Annotated in this window: 21 protein-coding genes; 6 read left to right on the top strand and 15 right to left on the bottom strand. The window is 68.5% G+C overall.

Features of this window, described 5'->3' with window-relative positions; genetic code table 11:
• Window positions 1-2: 2 nt before the first annotated feature.
• The 6 genes from dapA to CFN17_RS14140 form a co-directional block, all read right to left on the bottom strand.
• Window positions 3-911, bottom strand: coding sequence for a 4-hydroxy-tetrahydrodipicolinate synthase (gene dapA, locus CFN17_RS14165; protein ID WP_208748409.1), 909 nt, complete (start codon window positions 909-911; stop codon window positions 3-5).
• Between the two features lie 104 nt (window positions 912-1015).
• Window positions 1016-1780 carry a carbon-nitrogen hydrolase family protein gene (locus tag CFN17_RS14160; protein ID WP_208748408.1) on the bottom strand — a complete coding sequence of 255 codons (765 nt, stop codon included), beginning with the start codon at window positions 1778-1780 and terminating at the stop codon, window positions 1016-1018.
• A gap of 26 nt (window positions 1781-1806) precedes the next feature.
• Window positions 1807-2397, bottom strand: coding sequence for a hypothetical protein (locus CFN17_RS19985; protein WP_261792210.1), 591 nt, complete (start codon window positions 2395-2397; stop codon window positions 1807-1809).
• Window positions 2378-2767, bottom strand: coding sequence for an Asp23/Gls24 family envelope stress response protein (locus CFN17_RS14150; RefSeq protein WP_208748407.1), 390 nt, complete (start codon window positions 2765-2767; stop codon window positions 2378-2380). Before CFN17_RS14150 ends, CFN17_RS19985 begins: the two co-directional genes overlap by 20 nt.
• Complete coding sequence (locus CFN17_RS14145; RefSeq protein ID WP_208748406.1) at window positions 2760-3374, bottom strand: Asp23/Gls24 family envelope stress response protein; 615 nt, start codon at window positions 3372-3374, stop codon at window positions 2760-2762. The genes CFN17_RS14150 and CFN17_RS14145 overlap by 8 nt, the downstream gene beginning before the upstream one ends.
• Window positions 3365-3961, bottom strand: a complete 597-nt coding sequence (locus CFN17_RS14140) for an RNA polymerase sigma factor (RefSeq protein WP_208748405.1) — start codon at window positions 3959-3961, stop codon at window positions 3365-3367. The genes CFN17_RS14145 and CFN17_RS14140 overlap by 10 nt, the downstream gene beginning before the upstream one ends.
• Window positions 3962-4153: 192 nt before the next feature.
• On the opposite strand from CFN17_RS14140, the gene CFN17_RS14135 reads away from it, so the two are divergent.
• The 6 genes from CFN17_RS14135 (at window position 4154) to CFN17_RS14110 (ending at window position 7989) form a co-directional block, all read left to right on the top strand.
• Window positions 4154-4657: an Asp23/Gls24 family envelope stress response protein gene (locus tag CFN17_RS14135; protein WP_208748404.1), complete on the top strand. Its 504-nt coding sequence runs from the start codon at window positions 4154-4156 to the stop codon at window positions 4655-4657.
• Window positions 4658-4713: 56 nt separating this feature from the next.
• Window positions 4714-4893, top strand: coding sequence for a hypothetical protein (locus tag CFN17_RS14130; RefSeq protein WP_208748403.1), 180 nt, complete (start codon window positions 4714-4716; stop codon window positions 4891-4893).
• A complete protein-coding gene (locus CFN17_RS14125) occupies window positions 4890-5306 on the top strand; it encodes an Asp23/Gls24 family envelope stress response protein (protein WP_208748402.1) in 417 nt (138 codons plus the stop codon). The genes CFN17_RS14130 and CFN17_RS14125 overlap by 4 nt, the downstream gene beginning before the upstream one ends.
• Entirely contained in the window at window positions 5303-5893 is a 591-nt protein-coding gene (locus tag CFN17_RS14120; protein ID WP_208748401.1) for a DUF6286 domain-containing protein, read from the top strand. The genes CFN17_RS14125 and CFN17_RS14120 overlap by 4 nt, the downstream gene beginning before the upstream one ends.
• A 48-nt stretch (window positions 5894-5941) precedes the next feature.
• Complete coding sequence (locus CFN17_RS14115) at window positions 5942-6559, top strand: hypothetical protein (RefSeq protein WP_208748400.1); 618 nt, start codon at window positions 5942-5944, stop codon at window positions 6557-6559.
• 176 nt (window positions 6560-6735) lie between these two features.
• The gene (locus CFN17_RS14110; protein ID WP_208748399.1) at window positions 6736-7989 is read left to right on the top strand and encodes a heparan-alpha-glucosaminide N-acetyltransferase domain-containing protein; all 1254 of its coding nucleotides are present in this window, start codon (window positions 6736-6738) and stop codon (window positions 7987-7989) included.
• Window positions 7990-8034: 45 nt separating this feature from the next.
• On the opposite strand, the gene CFN17_RS14105 is transcribed toward CFN17_RS14110, so the two are convergent.
• The 9 genes from CFN17_RS14105 to CFN17_RS14065 all read right to left on the bottom strand — a co-directional run bounded on the left by CFN17_RS14105 (window position 8035) and on the right by CFN17_RS14065 (window position 15807).
• Window positions 8035-8511, bottom strand: a complete 477-nt coding sequence (locus tag CFN17_RS14105; protein WP_208748398.1) for a hypothetical protein — start codon at window positions 8509-8511, stop codon at window positions 8035-8037.
• 5 nt (window positions 8512-8516) lie between these two features.
• Complete coding sequence (gene dapB / locus CFN17_RS14100; protein WP_208748397.1) at window positions 8517-9275, bottom strand: 4-hydroxy-tetrahydrodipicolinate reductase; 759 nt, start codon at window positions 9273-9275, stop codon at window positions 8517-8519.
• Between the two features lie 82 nt (window positions 9276-9357).
• Entirely contained in the window at window positions 9358-9864 is a 507-nt protein-coding gene (locus tag CFN17_RS14095; RefSeq protein ID WP_208748396.1) for a molybdenum cofactor biosynthesis protein MoaE, read from the bottom strand.
• Window positions 9854-10366 carry a MogA/MoaB family molybdenum cofactor biosynthesis protein gene (locus CFN17_RS14090; protein WP_208748395.1) on the bottom strand — a complete coding sequence of 171 codons (513 nt, stop codon included), beginning with the start codon at window positions 10364-10366 and terminating at the stop codon, window positions 9854-9856. Before CFN17_RS14090 ends, CFN17_RS14095 begins: the two co-directional genes overlap by 11 nt.
• Window positions 10363-10899, bottom strand: a complete 537-nt coding sequence (moaC, locus tag CFN17_RS14085) for a cyclic pyranopterin monophosphate synthase MoaC (protein ID WP_208748394.1) — start codon at window positions 10897-10899, stop codon at window positions 10363-10365. Before moaC ends, CFN17_RS14090 begins: the two co-directional genes overlap by 4 nt.
• The gene (gene glp, locus CFN17_RS14080) at window positions 10887-12110 is read right to left on the bottom strand and encodes a gephyrin-like molybdotransferase Glp (RefSeq protein WP_208748393.1); all 1224 of its coding nucleotides are present in this window, start codon (window positions 12108-12110) and stop codon (window positions 10887-10889) included. Before glp ends, moaC begins: the two co-directional genes overlap by 13 nt.
• A gap of 25 nt (window positions 12111-12135) precedes the next feature.
• Complete coding sequence (locus CFN17_RS14075; protein WP_208748392.1) at window positions 12136-13755, bottom strand: molybdopterin-dependent oxidoreductase; 1620 nt, start codon at window positions 13753-13755, stop codon at window positions 12136-12138.
• Window positions 13756-13793: 38 nt separating this feature from the next.
• A complete protein-coding gene (locus tag CFN17_RS14070; RefSeq protein WP_208748391.1) occupies window positions 13794-15047 on the bottom strand; it encodes a cell wall metabolism sensor histidine kinase WalK in 1254 nt (417 codons plus the stop codon).
• Complete coding sequence (locus CFN17_RS14065; protein WP_222612636.1) at window positions 15034-15807, bottom strand: response regulator transcription factor; 774 nt, start codon at window positions 15805-15807, stop codon at window positions 15034-15036. The genes CFN17_RS14070 and CFN17_RS14065 overlap by 14 nt, the downstream gene beginning before the upstream one ends.
• Window positions 15808-15861 lie beyond the last annotated feature (54 nt).

The following is a 15861-nucleotide window of genomic DNA, read 5'->3' as shown; positions in this document are numbered from 1 at the left end:
GATCAGGAAAAGACCATCCCCGCTTCCGCCAAATCCTCGCGGATGGTTGCGATCTCGGCCTCGCCCGGCTCCACGAGGGGCAAACGGACAACCGAGTTGGGCAGGACTCCCTGCCACTTAAGAACCTGCTTGGCAGCGACAGCACCCTGAATGTGGGTCATCACTGCGCGGACCACGGGGTCCAGTTCGAAATGTAGGGTGCGGGCGGTGGCAAAATCGCCTGCAAGGGCGGCATCGATCAGCGCGCGGTACTGCCGCGTCGCGACGTGCGCAGAGACACTGACCAGGCCGACGGCGCCCGCGGCCATCCACGGCAGCGTGAGTCCGTCATCGCCGGAGTAGACGTCGATGTCCGTGTTCGCCAGGACCTGCGTGACGGCCGCGAAATCGGCCTTGGCGTCCTTGAGGGCGACGATCCTTGGGTGGTCGGCGAGCCGGATCATGGTTTCGGGAAGGATGGGCACGCCCGCGCGGCCGGGGATGTCGTACACCATGACGGGGAGGTCGGCGGCGTCGGCCACGGCCTCGACGTGCGCCTGGATGCCGGCCTGGCTGGGCTTGTTGTAGTACGGGGTGACGATCAGCTGGCCGTGGGCTCCGGCCTTGGCAGCGCGCTTGGCCATCTCGATGGAGTGCGAGGTGTGGTTGGTTCCGGTTCCGGCAATGACCTTGGCGCGGTCACCGACGGCCTCCACAATGACGCGGAAAAGCTTCTCTTTTTCGTCGTCCTCCAGGGTAGAGGTCTCCCCCGTGGTGCCGGAGATCACGAGGGCATCGTTGCCGTCGTCGACGAGCTTGCTCGCCAGTTCCGCCGACTGCTTGTAGTCGACCTCACCGTCCGTCGTGAAAGGTGTGACCATGGCAGTCACGAGGGTCCCGAACGTGTAAGAGCGAATGTCAGAGTCAGCCATATGAAAAACGTTACCTTGTCCCGCGCTTGTAAGGACAATGGCGGCGGTGTGACGAGCGTCAAACTTGACGGGCCGTGCGTCACGTTCCGCCCGGCCGGCCGGGCTCAGGGACGCCGAAACCGCTCCAGGACACTGTGCTGGAGGCTTGCGGTCAGCACCTCGGCCCCTGTCCCCGCGGCCTGCCGGAACGGGAGCCCGTCCGGGCCCCAGAAACCGCTCAACCCGCACGAGGGGCCCAGCGGCGTGGTCCCGGCCAGGTTCGCCAGGACGGAGAACATCCGGTTGTCCATGGCCCGGGCACCGAGGTGCAGCCCGAGCCGGTGGTCCTCGCCTGCCGTGTAGACGGCGGAGACGGCATAAACGTCCGCGCCCGCCCCGGCCGCCCATTCGGCATGGCCGGGCCGGGCCGCGTCGAAGCAAACGGCCAGGGCGACCTTCCAGCCGTCGATCCCGAGGACGCCGGGATGGCTTCCGGCGACGAACAGGCTCTGCTCCGGACCGTGCAGCCAGGTTTTGAAGCTGGTTTCGACGGTGCCGTCGGGATGCAGGGCGAGGGAGGCCAGCCGGGGCGTGCCGTTGCCGTCCCTGAAAGCGGCTCCGACGACCGCGGTGATGCCGGTGCGCCGGCAGATTTCACGGATGCCGTCCAAGCGGGTGTCGGTCGCGCTCACCCACTCCCCCGGGCCGGCCAGGAGGTCGAGCCGGTATCCCGTGAGCGAAAGTTCGGGGAAGATGACCAGTCGCGAGCCGTGGGACTCGGCATCCTCGATGAGCCGGATATGTTCGTCCACGTTGGCGGCCACACCGCCGTCCAGGGCTTCGTATTGAACGGCGGAGAGCGTCAGATCGGTGATTGAGCCTATGGTCACCCTGCCATCCTAGGCACCTGCATCGCTCAACGATCAGCATTTTCCGACGGAGCCGAGCAGTATCGGCCGACGGCCGCCTCGCGCAAAGATTCCGCCCAGGCGGCGAGCCGCTGGGCCGCCCGCACATAGTGGAACAATTCGGTTGGGGTGAGGGCATCGAGGTCCGTCTCAGCCAGCCGGCGGGCCAACTCTGCTCCCGGCGACTGCGCAGCCAGCACCGTGCCTTCTTTGCTCCACTGGACGTCCTCGGCCGACTCCCCGGCGACCAAGCGCCGAAAGAGGAAGTCCACGACGCCCGGGCTCATGGCTTTGCGGACACCGGCCCCCGATCCGCCCCCGCCCGGCCACCCACCGGGCGGGGTGCGGGGGTGGTCAGGGCCCGAATGATCTGCGCCCGAATGATCTGCGCCCGGCGGGCGGCCCGCAGGTTCCCGGCTTGCGAATTCGGGGCTCCTGAATTTCGGATTGAGGAAGGCGGGCTCCGGGCTGTTGGTCATGCACCCATCGTATTCGAACATATATTCGAAAACAAGATCCGCAGATGGCAAAGACCTGCGGTATTGTGCGGGTGGCGTGCCGCCGTAGATGTCGCCGGAGTTACCTGATTGTTGTGCCACGCCGTGGTTCTATGGTGAGGATGGTGACGTCGATCCTGCCTGGGGTGAGGCCGGTATACCGGATGCTTTCACGAAGGCGTTGCCGCACGTTTTCGGCAACGTCCAGGGCGGTGTAGCCGATGTCGGTGGCGATATAGAGGTGGACGCTTACGGTGCCGTCGCTGATTGTGGCGGTGACGCCGTCGTGCTGGTAAGTGTCGTTTTGACTGCCGGGATGGCGAAGGTCCTGCAGGGCGGCGAGCCGGGCCGGAAAGCCTTGGATGGCGGGTTCAAGTCTGAGGACCCCGGGTGTTTCCAGCGCGGTGCGCGTGGCGATGGAGCAGACGAGCCGACTGCTGACGATGGCGCCTTGGAGGAATTGGTCAGACATCGTAAAGGTCCTCCACCGTAATGTTGACTGTTCCGGCGCCAATGCCGACGCTGGCCAGAATCGCGTCGCTGATCTCGCGTCGCAGTGCCTCCACTGTTCGGGGGATGACGATGCCCGGGGCGGCGGCAACCCGAAGATTGATTATGAGGCCAGGACCGACATTGATTGCGGGACCGGTCGCTCCGGTCGGACGGAATTCAGCGTCGGAGCTGGTTGCCGCTGAGCCGATTTCGACGCGGCAGCGTCGTGAGTGGACACCGGGGATCGCTGCCGCCGCCGACCGGATAAGGGAGCGCAGGGCCTGTTCGCTGATCTCAGTGGAGCCGTCGCCTGCGCTGCGCAGGAGGATTCTGCTGCCGCGGGAGACTTTCAAGCGGGCCTCATCCATGATGGCGTCTTTGATCCCGGGACGGGGTTTCAGCGTGGGGTTGTGAAGATCGCTTTCGCGCAGCGAGCGGGTTGCCTTGCTGAGTTTTTGCAGCCGGGTTCTGGCAGTTTGGCACTGGTCACATTGTTCTTCGTGTGCGGTGGGTGGCCGGTAGATCGTGTCCCAGATGAGATCGATGCTACGGCCGCAGTCGAGCCGGGGAATATCTTCTAGCGCCATTGGCTCATCCCGTCTGCTATCTGGTGCCGTGCCCGCGCGAGTGTGCCCCGGACTACTGCCGGGCTTATCTTCAGTGTTACACCAATCTCGGCGTAACTGCGTCCGTGCAGTTCCCGCAGCAGCCAGCATGCCCTCTGTGCCGGGGGAAGAGTGTTCAGGACTGCGGTCAGGCCATCCTGTTCGGCAGACCATTCAGCCTCTCGGGCTGGATCCATTGCGGCCGACACCGCGCGGCAGCCACTTTCGGCAATGGTTTCCATTTCCTCCACGTCGATGATGTTCTCGGCATGGGCGGATCGTTTGCGCAGCAGGTCCAGGCATTTGTTCGTTGCCAGCCGGTAGATCCAGCCGCCGAAAGCATCGACGTCAGCGAGCATGGGAAGACCGCGCCAGCTCGTTGTCAGAGTCTCCTGCACGATGTCTTCGGCTTCGCCGCGGTCGTTGACCATCCGATACGCCAGCCTAAAGAGTCTGTACTGATAGGTGAGCACGAGGTGTTCGAAGGCTGCCAGATCGCCGTCCTGGGCACGGGCGACGATACTGCCCTCGTCCAGATCCGGTTCGAAGCCGGGGCCATGCTCACCCATGCGCTGTCCATCCGTCCGGTTATGCACCCGCCCGTGGCCCTAATATGCCACAGCCGGGTAAAGCCGGGAACCGGATAGCGGCCTCTGCTGCCCCGGGCTGAAAATATCCTGCGCCATCGCGTGACGATTCCCCTCGGGCTTCGTCCTTATCGGTGTAAGCACGATCACCAGTCCCACGAGGAGTTGTTTCCCATGACAGAGACACCCAGGACGCCCGGGGTTTCCAGCGGCGTCGCGACCACACCCGACGAGCAGGTGCACGGCAGCGCGGTGGAACATCCGAAGGCGCGGGACGCACTGCACACCGATCGCGGCGACACGACGATCGAGGAAACCGTCGTGCAGAAGCTGGCCGGCATGGCCACCCGCGAGGTTCCCGGCGTGTTCGCCATGGGCAGTGCCGGCCGGCGCGCGTTCAGCGCCCTGACCGAGCGCATTCCCGGGTCCCAGACCAATGTCAGCGGCGGCGTCAGTGTGGAAAAGGGCGAACGCCAGGCAGCCGTCGATGTGTCCATCATCATCGAGTACGGGTTCTCCGTGGTGGAGGTCAGCCAGGCTATCCGCCGCAACATCATTCAGTCCGTTGAGCGCGCCACCGGATTGGAAGTGCTCGAGGTGAACATCAATGTCACCGATGTCCACCTGCCCGACGACGACCGCAGCGACCAGCAGGTCCAGAAGACCCAACTGCAGTAACCACGCGCCCCAGTATCCTTCGCAAGGGGAACGGGACGATGAGGAAGAGGATGGCTATGTCTACTACACGTTGGTGCGTGACGATAGGTCTGGTTCTGGGAATCGTTCTGGGCTTTGGCGGTTGGCTGGCGCTGCTGGCCACGGTGATCCTCGGATTCGCCGGACTGCTGGTCGGTCGGGTCGCGGAAGGAAAACTCGATTTGCAGGCCCTGTTCGGTAGAGCATCGAGCCGATGAACCCGCAAGGAGTGAACGCCTTGCCCTTGCCCGGTGCCGGAGACGGGGACGGGGACGTCGGCGAAACGGGCGCCCGCGGGCAGACCGTCATGGCAGCCAAGGTGATCGAGAAAATCGCCACCCAGGTGGTCAGCGACGAATCTTCCGCCGGCGGATTCCTGGGCATCGGACCCCGGGCTGGTTTCTCCCCCCGGCCGAAGGTCTCCGTGGAACTCTCCGGGAACATTGCGACCCTAAGCGTGGAAGTCGGCATGCTGTATCCGGTGCCGTTACGCCAGGCCACCGAGGCCCTGCGCCGCCGGATCAGGACCAGGCTGAACGAGCTGACCGGAGTCGACGTCCGACAAATCGATATCAGGATCTCATCGCTAAGCACCGGCGCCGACACCAACGGACGGAGGAGGTTGCTGTGAGCAGGCACGAGCGACGGTCCCAGCGCCTGCGGCACCGGCCCAGCCGCGCCATCCCGGCACTCATCGCCGGTCTCCTGCTCCTGGCCGTCGGCGCGGCCCTGGTCTGGCTGGCCATCAGCCTGCTGGTCAACGGTACATGGCCTCCCCTGCTGCAGGAACCACGCGACCGGCTCGCCGCGCTGGCATGGAACGACCCCGCCCTGCGGCAGATTGCGATAGCCGCCATTGCCGCAGGGGTGATCCTGTTACTGTGCGCCATCATTCCCGGGGAGTTCAGTGCCTTCACAATCGATGATTCCGACACAACCGGTGCCGGGGATGAGGTGCGGCCGGCGCAGGAGGAGGAAACCGTGATCAGCCGCCGTGCCGTAGCCCGCTTGGCGAAGGCGCGGTGCCTGCAGATCGACGGAGTGGACACAGCCGCAGCGACAGCCACCACCCGGCACGTACGCCTGAGCGTGAAGACTTACCTGCACGAGCCGGGCGACCTGCGCGTCACAATCACCGACGCTGTCCGGGCACGCCTGCAAGAATCCGGGCTCTCCCCGGTTCCTCAGGTTACCGCCAAGGTCCGGTCCAAGGACTAAGACCATTCATGCGCACGACCGTAGCGACTACTAGAAGGATGGTTTCCGATGCGACAGAACGCAGGAACCCTGAACCGCATCTGGCTGGCAGTTCTCGGCATCCTTCTCCTGGCCGCCGGAACCGCACAGCTCCTGCAGGCCAACGGGACACTGCAGGCTCTTTTCAGCACTGCCCCCGCCGGGCAGAGGGTCGCCACCGGCGACCTGTCCGCGCTCTTCGCACCGCAGTGGGTGGCGGCCATCATACTGATCATCGGCGTCGTCGTCGGCGTGCTGGGGCTGCTGTGGATTATCGCCCAAATCCCAAGGAAAAACAGGGCACGCGCCTATCGCCTCCATGACGACGGCAGTAGGGAATTCACCTTCTGCGACCCGTCCGTCCTAGCCGCCGCCGTCGAAAACCGGATCAACACCCTGCCGGGTGTCGTCACTTCCGCGGCCCTGCTGCGAGGAACAGCCCGCGCCCCCGACCTGACCCTGAAGGTGACAGTCAATGACAGGGCCGACGTCCTGGACCTCATCCGCAGCATCCAAACATCCGCCCAACCGGAGCTCTCCTATGCACTTGAGGCTCCCCTTCAGCGCAGCCGGCTGCAGATCGAGATCAGCGGACGAAGCCAAAGCACCGGAAACGTCGTGCGTTCCACCGGCACCGTCGTCCACTAGCGACTGAGCCTTCCACGCGAAGCAGCGCCAGTATCGTTTTCAGGCACGGCGGCCCCGGACAAGGCCCGGTGAGGCGGCGGTGTGGCGGCGGTGAGGCGGCTGGACAGCTCATCAACCGGCGCGATCCCCTCGGCCAGGGGTTAGTACCGGTCGTGCCACCGTGAGACGATCAGGGCATGACCGCACGCGGAACCACTACTGCTTCCCGGTCGGCCAAGGGCACTTCCGCAGGTGCCCGGCTGGCCGGCATTGACGCAGCCCGCGGGCTGGCGCTGCTGGCCATGATGGCCACGCACGTGTTGCCGACCTTCGGGCCGGACGCGCAGCTCACACCCACCTGGACCGGGCTCGCGTTTTCGGGGCGGGCGGCCGCGCTGTTCGCCGTGCTGGCCGGCGTCGGCCTTGCCCTGTCTACCGGAAAGCAGCAACCGCTCGAGGGGCCGGCGCTGTGGGCGGCACGCCGGGGCATAGCGCTCCGTGCCCTCGTGGTGGCCACCGTCGGGCTGTCCCTGGGCGGGCTGGAAGTGAACATCGCCGTCATCCTGGTCCACTATGCGCTGCTGTTCCTGTGCGTGCTGCCGTTTGTCGGGCTCGGGCTGAGGCGCCTGCTCGCGTTCGCGGCCGCGTGGATCCTGGCGGCGCCTGTCCTGGCCTACCTGCTGCGGCCCTGGCTGCTGTCCGCGGATCCGCCGCTGCGGCTGGGGCACAATCCCGGCTGGGAGGACCTCGGCACGCCGGCACGGCTCCTCGGCGACCTCTTTTTGACCGGGTACTACCCCGTGCTGCAGTGGATTGGCTATCTCCTGGTGGGGCTCGCGATCGGCCGCATGGCGCTGGCGAAGGCAGCCGTGCCGTTCCTCCTGCTGGCGGCCGGAACGGCGGTGGCTGTCGGTGCCAAGTGGCTCGGGACCGTCCTGATGGAAGACTGGGGCGGCAGGCAGGCCCTGGAGGCGCGGATCCGTGACCCCTCTTATCCGCTGGAGAGCCTGCTGCAGGTCAACCTTGCCGGCGTCGACCAGTCAGGCTCTGCGTGGTGGCTTGCCACCAGCTCACCGCACGCCGGCAGCACGCTGGATCTGCTCCACACCTCGGGGGTGGCGGCCGCCGTGATCGGCGTGTGCCTCCTGCTGGCCCGGCTCGGTGAGTGGGTGGAGCTTGACCTGCTGCTCCTGCTTCGCGGCACCGGAGCCATGACGCTAAGCCTTTACACGGCGCACTTGTGCATCATGGCGGCCCTGCACGGCCAGCCGTTGGCTCCCGGCTGGACCGTGGAGGGCGTGTACTGGGCCCAGGCCGCCGGCGCACTGGCGGTCGGCGGAGTGTTTGCGGCGCTGGCCTGGCGCGGGCCGCTGGAGTGGGCCAGCCACGCCGCCAGCCACCTGGGCAGCTTCCGGCCCGGCCGGGCGCGCCAGGCCGCCCGTTCCCGGTAGCCGGCCAGCTCGCTTCCTGTGGCCCGCCCGCTTCCGGCCGAAGGGCTACTTTTTCCCGGCCCGGAACATCCGGACGGCGTCGCGCATCGCGGCGCGGGCGCGCTTGCGGTCCCCGGCGGCGTCGTAGGCACAGCTGAGCCGGAACCAGGACCGCCAGTCCTCCGGGGCGGCCTCGGCCTCGGCGCGGTACTTCTCAAATTCGAGGTCGGCGGCTTCACGGACGATCCGGCCCCCGGGCGTGCGCGGCAGCGTGTCCTCGGGCAGGCCGCCTTCGGCCTCCAGGATCTTGGCCAGGCGTTCGGTGCGGGCACCGAACAGCAGTTCCCGGACCAGGGCCCAGGCGCCGATAACCGGGAGCACGAGGTAGGCCACACCGATCGCCTTCGCCACGGCGCTGGGGTCCGACATCAGGAGCAGCGACCGGTCGAGCGAGACCACCAGGTAGAAGACAAGCAACAGCGTGACAAGCCCCACCCAGATCTTGGTGCGGTTGGCTTTGAAGGCGCCCAGGGCAGTGGCCACCGGACTCAGAGCCCCAGGTCCAGGTAGCCGTCGAGCCCGACGGTGAGGCCGGGGTGGGCGGCGACGTTGCGCACTCCCAGCAGCACCCCGGGCATGAAGGAAGCGCGGTCGAACGAGTCGTGGCGGATGGTCAGCTGCTCCCCCGGCCCGCCCATCAGGACCTCCTGATGGGCAACGAGGCCGCTGAGCCTGACGCTGTGGACCCGGACGCCCTCCACGTCACTGCCACGGGCGCCGTCGAGCTCCGTGGTGGTGGCGTCCGGGCTGGACGGCACGCCGGCGGCGGCGCGCTCGGCCGCGATCAGCTGCGCCGTCCGCACGGCCGTGCCGGAGGGGGCATCCACCTTGTCCGGGTGGTGCAGTTCAATGATCTCGACGGACTCGAAATACCGGGACGCCTTGGCGGCGAAGGCCGAGGCCAGGACCGAACCGAGGGCAAAGTTGGGGGCGATGAGGACGCCGACGCCGGGCCGTGCCGCGAGGAGTTCCTCAAGCCGCGCGAGCCGGCCGGCGTCCCAGCCGGTGGTGCCGACCACGACGTGCATGCCGTGTTCGACGGCGAACCGGACGTTCGCCTCGGTGCTTTCGGGGACGGTCAGGTCCACCACGATCTGCGCGCCGGAGCTGACGAGCGTGTCCAGGGGGTCGTTGCGGCCAAGGGCGGCGACGAGCGTCAGGTCCGCGGCGGCGTCGATGGCCTTCACGGCTTCGGCGCCCATGCGCCCGCTGGCGCCCAGCACGGCGACGGAGAGTTGTTCGGTCATGCCTTCAACACTACCGCCGCGGCTGCGGCCTTCCGGAACCGCGGCGTTCGGTTACACCCCGGTCAGCGTCCCCGCGGTGCGCCTACTCGCCTGCCCCGACCCACTCGACGGTGCCGTCGGCGAAGAACTGCTCTTTCCAGATCGGCACCTCGGCTTTGATCCGGTCCACCAGCTCCGCGCACACGGCGAAAGCCTGGCCGCGGTGGGCCGCCGAGACGGCGCAGACCAGGGCAGGGTCGCCGATCTCAAGCATGCCGATCCTGTGGGCGGCCCAGATCCGCACCGGCTGCTGCGCGCGGCCGGCACCGCCCTCGCCACCGACACCGTCGGATTCCTGTCCGGCGGCAGGGGCTGAGTGCTCCGCCACGAGCCGGGCGACGACGTCGGCCATCACCTGGTGCGCGGTCGGGTGGGCGCTGTAACTGAGCCGGGTAACCGGCTTGCCGCCGTCGTGGTTGCGGACGACGCCGCTGAAGCTGACCACCGCCCCTGCGGTGTCCGATTCGACGGCGGCGATCGCCTGGTCCACCGAGATGGGTTCGGCGCTCAGCACGGCGTGCACGATATCAAAGCCTGTGTCAGTGCCCATGACTGCCCTCCAGCTGGTCGCAAAGATGTCCGAGGATGGGATCCAGCACGCCCAGGCCGTCCATGACGCCCTTCGGTGAGCCGGGAAGGTTCACGATGAACGTCCGGCCGGACGCGCCCGCGTGGCCGCGGCTGAGCATCGCCATGGGCGTCTTGGCCGCCCCGGCGTTCCGGATGCCTTCCATGATGCCCGGAATTTCCCGGTCGAGCAGCGGCAGGGTCTCTTCCGGGGTCGCGTCGGTAGGGCTCAGGCCGGTGCCGCCGCTGGTGATGATGACCGCGGGCTGCTGGCTCAGCAGGGCACGGAGCGCCGCTCCCACCGGGGCGCCGTCCGGGACGACGAGGGCAGGAAACGGCTCAAACCCGTGTTCGGTGAGCCAGTCGATGATGACAGGTCCCGTCAGGTCCTCGTAAACGCCGGCCGCCGCGCGGGTGGAGGCGATCACGACGCCGGCCTTCCGGCCTGTGGCCTCGCCGTGGCGGTGCGGTTCGGGCAGGGTCATAGCGTCCAGTCCCCGCTCTTGCCGCCGCTTTTGGCGAGCACTTTGATGTCGGTCAGGACCGCGTGTTTGTCCACGGCTTTGATCATGTCATAGACGCTGAGGGCCGCGACGGACGCGGCTGTCAGCGCCTCCATCTCGACTCCGGTGACGCCGCGGGTCTTGACGGTGGCGAAGACCGTCACGGTGTCGGTGTCGAGTTCGAAGTCGATGGTGACCTTGGCGATCGGCAGCGGGTGGCACAGCGGGATGAGGTCCGGTGTCTTTTTGGCGGCCATGATCCCGGCGATACGGGCGACGGCCAGGGCGTCGCCCTTCGGCAGCTCGCCGCCGCCGAGGAGGGCCAGGACCTCGGCCGTGCTGCGGACGGTCGCGGTGGCCGTGGCTTCGCGGGTGGATTCGGCCTTGTTGGACACGTCCACCATCTGGGCCGTGCCGTCGTGGCGGAGGTGGGTCAGGCGGGCGGTGTCCCCTGCACTGTGTTCCGCCGTGGCGGGGTCGGATCCTGGATTATCTGCTGCATTCACAGAATCCATACTTCCACTTCATCGCCCGCAGCGAGAGCCGCTGTTCCCTCGGGGATGTGGACCAGGGCGTTGGACCGGGCCAGGGCGTGGACCAGGTGCGAGCCGTCGCCGCCTTCCAGCCGTACCGTGCCGTCCGGAGCCAGGGTGCCGCGCCGGACCTGGTGCTTGGCCGCCGGGGACGTCAGCGGCCCGGCGAGCCGGGCCCGGACGGCCGGCCGGGGTGCCGGGGCGCCGAAAAGCTCCGTGAGGACGGGGCGCAGGAACATTTCAAAGGACACCAGGCAGCTCACCGGGTTGCCGGGGAAGCCCAGCACGGCGACGCCGTCGAACCTGCCGATTCCCTGCGGGCCGCCCGGCTGCATCGCCACGGCGGTGAATTCGACGTCGTGTCCGGTCATCGCCTGCCGGACCACCTCGTAGGCGCCCTTGCTGACGCCGCCGGTGGTGACGATCAGGTCCACGGCCGGGGCGTGCCGCCGCAGCAGCCCGGCGAGCTCTTCGGGCCGATCCGTCGAGATCCCGGCCCGGGTGACCTCGAGCCCGGCCTGAGCCATCGATGACGCGAGGAGGGTGCCGTTGGAGTCGAAGATTTTGCCCGGGCCCAGCGGGCTGCCCGGTTCCACCACTTCGTCCCCGGTGGTGACCAGCAGGACCCGGAGGCGGGGCCGGACGTGCACATCCGCATAGCCCAGGGCCGCGAGGAGGCCCAGCTGCCCCGGGCCGAGGAACGTCCCGGACCGGAGGGCGAGGTCGCCGCAGCGGATGTCACTGCCGGCGCCGCGCACGTAGGTTCCGGCGGCGGTGGCCGGCAGGCGGACCGTGGCGGGTTCGCCGGGGGCGGGAAACGAGTCGGGCACTGCCTGTTCAATCGGGACGACGGCGTCTGCCCCGGCCGGCATCATGGCTCCGGTCATGATCGGCGCAGCCGTGCCGGCGGCCAGTTCCGCCGGTGCCGCGCCGGCCGGTACAGGTGCGACGACGCGCAGTTCCGCGCCGGCGTCGGGCACGTCACCGCTGCGGATCGCGAAGCCGTCCATCTGCGAGTTGGCAAAGGGTGGAAGGTCCAGCGGGGCCATGATGTCGGCGGCGAGTCCGCGGCCCAGTGCATCGATCAGCGGGAGCCGTTCCACGCGTTCGTCGGTGCGGAGCGGGGCCAGCAGGGCCCGGACCTTGTCCCGGTGCGCTACGACGCTGACGTGCCTTGTCTCGGTGCGGTGCATGCGTTCTTGCCCTTTGCTCGGCTCGCTAGGATTTCACGTCAACTCTAACGGTGTGATAGCCGGTGGCCCCGCTGGGCGCGACCGGTGCGGACTTTTCCACTTGAGCAACGCCGTCCAGGGCCGTGGCGCGGACCTGGACCTCGTACTGTCCGGCGGTGAGCGGCAGGGCCAGTTTCCACTGGTACCACGTGTCCTTGGAGATGCCCGGGGCGAGCTCCGCCTGCTTCCAGTCGCCCCGGTTTATCCGCAGCTCCACTTTGCTGATTCCAGTATGTTGGGCCCAGGCGACGCCGCCGAACACCACGCTCCCCGCAGCCACGCTGCCGCCGTCCCGCGGCACGTCGATCCTGGACGAGGTCTTAATCGGGCCGCGCTCGCTCCACCCGCGGGGCGTCCAGTAGGCGACGTCGTCCGCGTACCGGGTCACCTTCAGCTCGGTGAGCCATTTAGTGGCCGAGACATAGCCGTACAGCCCGGGCACGATCATCCGGACCGGGAACCCGTGCTCCAGCGGGAGCGGTTCCCCGTTCATGCCCACAACCAGCAGCGCGTCCCGGCCGTCCGTGAGGGCCTCAAGCGGGGTCCCCGCCGTCCAGCCGTCAGTGCTGCGGGACAGCACCATGTCCGCCCCGGGTTGCGGGCCGGCCATGGCGAGCAGTTCGCGGACCGGCCAGCCCAGCCAGCGGGCGTTACCGATCAGGTCCCCGCCTACCTCGTTGGAGACGCAGGCGATGGTCACATGGCGTTCGGTCAGGGGCTTGGCCAGGAGCGTGGCGAAGTCGAGTTCGACTGCCCGCTCCACCAGGCCGGTGACTTTCAGCGTCCATTGTTCCGGGTCCACGACCGGTACGCGCAGGGCGGTATCAATCCGGTAGAAGTCCTTGTTCGGGGTCACGAGCGGGCCGAGGCCCGGCAGCCGGATCTCCGCGCCGGCCGGGATGGTCGGCGCGGGAGCCGCGGGGGCAGGGAGGGCCAGCTTGCTGCGCACTTCACTGACGACGGCGGCCGCTCCCCTGAGCGTGGTCGCGAGCGCCCCGGCGACGGCGGCCACCGCCGCGGTCCCGCCGAGGGCCAGGAGGAACCGGCGACGTGCGGGTCCCGGGTCTCCGGCCGGAGCCCCGGCCGGCTGCTCGGCCGCGGCAGGCTGCTCCGCAGCGGCCTGCGGCACGGGCGGCTGCCACGCCAGCAGGTTCCGGATCAGCCAGCGCAGCAGGGCTATTGCCACGAGGGCCACGAGCACGGGGACGGGAACGGCGTTGGCCGTGAGGTCGGCCCGGCCCAGCACGGCCACGAGGCCCGCGGCGCCGAACACTGCGATGACGGCCACCCCGGCGAAACGGCGGCGCACTTCAAGGACGCCGGACAGGGCCGCGAGCGCGGCGATCACCAGCGACATGCTGCCCAGCAGGGCCAGCTTGTCCGCTGTACCGAACACCGAGATGACCCATTCCTTGACGCCGGGCGGGACGGCATCGATCACTGCCCCGCCGACCGCCGTCACCGGAGAGACTGTGGGGCTCACCAGGCTGGCGGCAAGTTCACCCAGCACCACCGCCGTCCCCACGGCAACGAGGCCGGCTCCGGCGCCCCAGAGCTCACGGGAGCGCTGTTGCGTGGGACGCTGTTGCCGGGCATCGTGTTCCATGTCGGCCCCTTCCCTGTCTGGGCCCGTGCGGTTGCGGTTCACGGTGTGTCTCCGGCAAGAAGCTTGCCGTCCGCGGGCTCCGGCCGCGGGAGTTCCGGCGCTGGCTGTTCCTGAATTGGCAGCAGCAGCGAGAAGCGGCATCCGCCGTCGACATTTTCCACCGTGACGGCGCCCTCATGGGCGCGCACGATCCCGGCGACGATGCTCAGGCCCAGGCCGGCCCCGCTGTAGGGCAAGGTGTCCGGCGATTCTGCCGGTCCCGGCGCGCCGTGTCCGCCGTCCGGGGCGGACCACCGGACCGCGCGCCGCCGGGCAGGGTCCTTCTGCCAACCGGCCTCGAACACATGCGGCAGGTCCTCGGCCGGGATCCCGCCGCAGCCGTCCGTGACCGCGACGACGGCCCGGTCCCCCTCCCGGCCGACCTCCACTGTGACGTGCGAGCCCGGCGGGCTGTGGACGATGGCGTTGAGCACGACGTTCCGGACGGCGCGCCCCATCGAGGGGCCGTCGGCGAGGGCCAGGCATTCCCGCCGGCCGCCGCCGTCGAGCGTCACCCCATGCTGCTGCGCCAGCGCGGCGAGGTCGGCGATGGCGTCGCTGGCGAGATCGTAGAGATCCAGCGGCTCGGCCTTGAGCCGGAGGGTGCCGGCAGAGATCTTCGATAACTCCAGGAGGTCGTTGACCATACCGGCCATGAGGTCGGTCTGCGCGATGATCTTGCGGTAATAGCCGGGCACGTCCGCGGCCATGCCGTCTTCCAGCGCCTCCGTCATGGCGCGCATGCTCGCCAGCGGGGTCCGCAGGTCATGGGAGATCCAGCTGACGAGTTCGCGGCGGGCGTTCTCGGCGGCGGCCTCGCGCTGCCGGGACTCCTCCAGCTTCCGGCTGCTGGACTCGAGCTCGGCCGCAAGGGCGGCAAGCTCATGGCTCATCACCGGGGACTGGATCCCCGGGTTCTCGCCGCGGCCGATGCTTCGGGCGGCCTCGACCAGTGCCCGGGCGTTCCGCGACACCCGGGCGCCGAGCACCAAGGCGATGGCGACGGCCACCGCCGAGGCGACCGCCAGGACGTACCACATGACTTCCAGGTCCCGTGCCGAGATGAACATGGCGTTGAAGGCGCTGACCATGCCGGCGATCAAGACGGCGACGGCGGCCAGGACCACCACGCAGATCTGGACGGCGAAGGAGGCCCGGCGCAGCGGTTTGAGGATGAGCAGGGACGCTGCCCCGATCACGGCTCCCCATGCCAGGGCCCAGCCGACGATCGTCAGGAGTTCAGAGGTCTGCACGGCGGTGTTCCCCTGCCTCTCCCACTTCGGGGTCCTCATCGGGGTGGTCATCGGGGTCCAGCCGGTAGCCGACTCCCCAGACCGTTTTCAGGATGGCGGGCCGGGTGGGGTCGTCTTCGATCTTCTCGCGGAGCCGGCGCACATGGACCGTCACGGTAGACAGGTCACCGTAGTCCCAGCCCCAGACGGCTTTCATGAGCTCTTCGCGGCTGAAGACTTGGCGGGGACGGCGGAGCAGGAAGGCCAGCAGGTCGAACTCCCGGGCCGTCAGCGTCAGGGGCCGGCCGTGGCGGGTGACGGTGCGCGCGGCCGGGCTGAGGTCGAAGCCGCCCACTTCAACGGAGGGCTCCGGACTGAACTCAGGAACGCTCCGGCGCAGGACCGAGCGGACGCGCAGCACCAATTCGCGAGGCGAAAAGGGCTTGGTGACGTAGTCGTCCGCGCCGGCTTCCAGGCCCAGGATCCGGTCGTCCTCGGTGCCAAGGGCCGTAAGCATGATGACCGGGACGCTGTGCGCGGCACGGAGCCGGCGGCAGACTTCGACACCGTCGAGGCCCGGCAGCATCCGGTCCAGCAGAACCAGGTCCGGGCGGCTTTCGGACGCCAGGCGCAGGGCCGTGAACCCGTCGGCTGCGAGGACCACCTGGAACCCTGCCTGGCTGAGGTAGTCACGGACTACCCCGGCGATCGTCGGCTCGTCCTCGACGAGCAGGATGCGCCGGGAGGCCGTCGCGTCCGGGGCCGGCTGGGCAGTGTTCACGCTTCCAGCATAGGTTCGCGGCCACGCCGCGGGCAGGCATCCGGACCCCTGAAG

This window comes from Arthrobacter sp. PM3 (assembly GCF_003352915.1).
Classification (GTDB): domain Bacteria; phylum Actinomycetota; class Actinomycetes; order Actinomycetales; family Micrococcaceae; genus Arthrobacter.
This window is presented reverse-complemented; position numbering and strand designations above follow the sequence as displayed.

What these genes read in the sequence shown, in the direction of transcription:
- CFN17_RS14075 (WP_208748392.1), bottom strand. Translation starts at nt 13,755, where the DNA reads ATGGAACACGATGCCCGGCAACAGCGTCCCACGCAACAGCGCTCCCGT.
- CFN17_RS14150 (WP_208748407.1), bottom strand. Translation starts at nt 2,767, where the DNA reads ATGTCTGACCAATTCCTCCAAGGCGCCATCGTCAGCAGTCGGCTCGTC.
- CFN17_RS14145 (WP_208748406.1), bottom strand. Translation starts at nt 3,374, where the DNA reads ATGGCGCTAGAAGATATTCCCCGGCTCGACTGCGGCCGTAGCATCGAT.
- dapB (WP_208748397.1), bottom strand. Translation starts at nt 9,275, where the DNA reads ATGACCGAACAACTCTCCGTCGCCGTGCTGGGCGCCAGCGGGCGCATG.
- CFN17_RS14130 (WP_208748403.1), top strand. Translation starts at nt 4,714, where the DNA reads ATGTCTACTACACGTTGGTGCGTGACGATAGGTCTGGTTCTGGGAATC.
- glp (WP_208748393.1), bottom strand. Translation starts at nt 12,110, where the DNA reads ATGCACCGCACCGAGACAAGGCACGTCAGCGTCGTAGCGCACCGGGAC.
- dapA (WP_208748409.1), bottom strand. Translation starts at nt 911, where the DNA reads ATGGCTGACTCTGACATTCGCTCTTACACGTTCGGGACCCTCGTGACT.
- CFN17_RS14115 (WP_208748400.1), top strand. Translation starts at nt 5,942, where the DNA reads ATGCGACAGAACGCAGGAACCCTGAACCGCATCTGGCTGGCAGTTCTC.
- moaC (WP_208748394.1), bottom strand. Translation starts at nt 10,899, where the DNA reads ATGGATTCTGTGAATGCAGCAGATAATCCAGGATCCGACCCCGCCACG.
- CFN17_RS14125 (WP_208748402.1), top strand. Translation starts at nt 4,890, where the DNA reads ATGAACCCGCAAGGAGTGAACGCCTTGCCCTTGCCCGGTGCCGGAGAC.
- CFN17_RS14135 (WP_208748404.1), top strand. Translation starts at nt 4,154, where the DNA reads ATGACAGAGACACCCAGGACGCCCGGGGTTTCCAGCGGCGTCGCGACC.
- CFN17_RS14095 (WP_208748396.1), bottom strand. Translation starts at nt 9,864, where the DNA reads ATGGGCACTGACACAGGCTTTGATATCGTGCACGCCGTGCTGAGCGCC.
- CFN17_RS14140 (WP_208748405.1), bottom strand. Translation starts at nt 3,961, where the DNA reads ATGGGTGAGCATGGCCCCGGCTTCGAACCGGATCTGGACGAGGGCAGT.
- CFN17_RS14110 (WP_208748399.1), top strand. Translation starts at nt 6,736, where the DNA reads ATGACCGCACGCGGAACCACTACTGCTTCCCGGTCGGCCAAGGGCACT.
- CFN17_RS14090 (WP_208748395.1), bottom strand. Translation starts at nt 10,366, where the DNA reads ATGACCCTGCCCGAACCGCACCGCCACGGCGAGGCCACAGGCCGGAAG.